At 65.9% G+C, this 2,670-nt stretch carries 2 protein-coding genes; both read left to right on the top strand.

The window, feature by feature from the left end:
• The coding region (locus G3N97_RS37820) for a glucose-6-phosphate isomerase (RefSeq protein ID WP_205997855.1) at positions 1-1,301 on the top strand (1,301 nt) is incomplete at its 5' end.
• Positions 1,298-2,521 (top strand): glycosyltransferase family 4 protein, encoded by a 1,224-nt coding sequence (locus G3N97_RS37815; RefSeq protein ID WP_205997854.1) that lies wholly within the window; start codon positions 1,298-1,300, stop codon positions 2,519-2,521. The genes G3N97_RS37820 and G3N97_RS37815, both read left to right, overlap by 4 nt.
• Positions 2,522-2,670: the final 149 nt, after the last annotated feature.

Here is a 2,670-nt window from a genome sequence, read left to right as displayed (position 1 = left end):
ATTTCGTGAATCCGGTGCGCTACATCGGCTTCATGTGGTGGCTGTGGTTCCTGAGCCCCGAAGTGCGCCGTCTCGCCGACTACGGCAAAGGCGGCTTCACGCCCACGAGCCTGATTCAGGTCGCGCCGCTCGCCGTCACCATGATCAGCGGCATTTCGCTGATCCGCTATTACCCGATCCTCGCGCAACGACGCGGTTTGCCGCTGCTGCTGGCGCTGCTCGGCATCGCCTATGGGTTCGCGGTGGGCGTGGTCGCGAGCGGCCCCGCAGCGGCCGTCTACGACCTCGCGAACTGGGTCTATCCGCTGCTGATCGGCTTTCACATCATGGTGCTCACGCGCCAGTATCCCGAAGCGCGCGACACCATCATCAACACCTTCATCTACGGCATGTTCGTGATGGGCGCGTACGGTCTCGTGCAGTTCTTCATCATGCCGCCGTGGGACGCGATGTGGATGATCGGCTCGGACATGAACTCGCAGGGCGACCCCGTGCCGCTCGGCGTGCGCGTGTTCAGCACGATGAATTCGTCGGGTCCGTTCGCGTTCGCGATGATGGGCGCGATGGTGCTCGTGATGGCCGCGAAGCATCGCGTGCGCTGGGTCGCGGCGGCCTTCGGCTTCTTTTCGTTCGCGCTGTCGCTGGTGCGTTCGACGTGGGGCGGCTGGGCTATCGCGATGGTGATCCAGCTGATGAAGTCGAGCAACAAGGTGCGCATCCGCATCATCGTGAGCGCGTTCGTGCTCGCGGGCGTGTGCGTGCCGCTGCTCACCTTCGGCCCGGTCGCGGACCGCATGCAGCAGCGTCTGAACACGCTCGTCAATCTCAGCGACGACCAGAGCTACGAAGCGCGCAACCAGTTCTACGCCGACTTCGCGAAGAAGGCCTTTACCGACGTATCGGGCGAGGGCTTCGGCTCGACCGGCGCATCGACGAAGCTGTCGAGCAGCAACGGCCAGCTCGGCCAGTACGGCAGCTTCGACAGCGGCGTGATGAACATTCCGTTCGTGCTTGGCTGGCCCGGCACGCTGCTCTACATGTCGGGCGTGATCTGGCTGATGGTGCGCGCGCTGCGCATCGCGCTGCGGCTCTCCGAAGACCGCTACGTGTGCGCGTGCATGAGCCTGATGATCTCGATCTTCGCGATGCTGGTGTTCACCAACTCGCTGGTCGGCACGGGCGGTCTGCTGCTGTTTTCCAGCGTGTTTTCCATTCTCAGCGCGGGGCACTGGACCCGGATGAACCGGCTGGCCTCGCGCGCCACTCCCGTTGTTACCCCTGTTACGGAGATCTCCGATTGAGAGTCGCAATCGTCACGCACGTAGTGCGCCATAACGACGGCCAGGGGCGCGTCAACCATGAAATCGCGCGCGCGGCGCTCGACGAGGGCTTCGAGGTCACGCTGGTGGCCCGGCACGTCGCGCCCGAACTGCTCGAGCATCCGCGGGTGAAGTGGGTGCCCGTGCAGCCCTCGCGCCTGTGGCCGACCAACCTGCTGCGCCAGCAGGTGTTCGCGCTGAAAAGCGCGTGGTGGCTGCGCCGCCATCGCCGCGATTACGACGTGCTGCACGTCAACGGCTTCATCACGTGGGCGCACGCCGACGTGAACACCGCGCACTTCGTGCACGGCGGCTGGGCGCGCAGCAAGTATTACCCGTTCGGCCTCACGCGCGGCGCGTGGTCGGCGTATCAGTTCGTCTATACGCGCGTGAACGCGGTGCTCGAACGCTGGGCGTATCGCCGCTCGCGCGTGATCGCCGCGGTCTCGCGCAAGGTCGCCGATGAAATCCGCGCGTGCGGCGGCGATCCCGTCGAGCGACTCGACGTGATCTACAACGGCGTGGATACGCGTGGCTTCTCGGGCGCGAGCGCGGACCGTTCGCACTTCACGCTGCCCGTCGACAAATTCATGCTGCTGTTCGTCGGCGATCTGCGCACGCCGCGCAAGAACCTCGGCACCGTGCTCGAAGCGCTCAAGCAGTTGCCCGAGCACGTGCATCTCGCGGTGGCCGGTTATCTGCCGGGCAGCCCGTATCCGGAGATGGCGCGCCAGCTCGGCATCGAGTCGCGCGTGCATTTTCTCGGCCTCGTGCGCGAAATGCCGATGCTGATGCGCAGCGTCGACGCCTACGTGTTCCCGTCGCGCTACGAAGCCATGTCGCTCTCGCTGCTCGAAGCGATGGCGGCGGGGCTGCCGGTGGTGACGGCGCGCACGGCGGGCGGCGCGGAAATCATCACGCCCGAATGCGGCATCGTGCTCGAAGATCCCGACGACGCGGCCGCGCTCGCCCACGCGATCCAGCAACTCGACGACGACACGCCGCGCCGCCTCGCGATGGGCGAGGCCGCAGCGGAACTCGCGTGCAGCTTCGGCTGGGCGCGCATGGCGGCACAGTACATCGCGCTCTACCGGCAACTGGCCGGCGACGCCAACGAAGCCGTGCGCGGCGGCGAACGGCCCTTCGCGGCGGCGGCGACGCTGCCCGGCGGCCAGACGCTGCAGCGCGCGGATACTCCCTGAAATAACGACTCAACGCCAATTCAACGGCACAGACGGCCATAACAAGGACATGCGATGACGAAACATTCCATCCATTCGCTACAGATCGGCATGCACTGGTTTCCGGAGCGTGCGGGCGGCCTCGACCGCATGTATTACTCGCTCGTCGA

This window comes from Paraburkholderia sp. Ac-20347 (genome assembly GCF_017104805.1).
Lineage (GTDB): Bacteria > Pseudomonadota > Gammaproteobacteria > Burkholderiales > Burkholderiaceae > Paraburkholderia > Paraburkholderia tropica.
The sequence above is the reverse complement of the archived record's forward strand: the minus strand, read 5'-3'. Positions and strand labels throughout refer to the sequence as shown.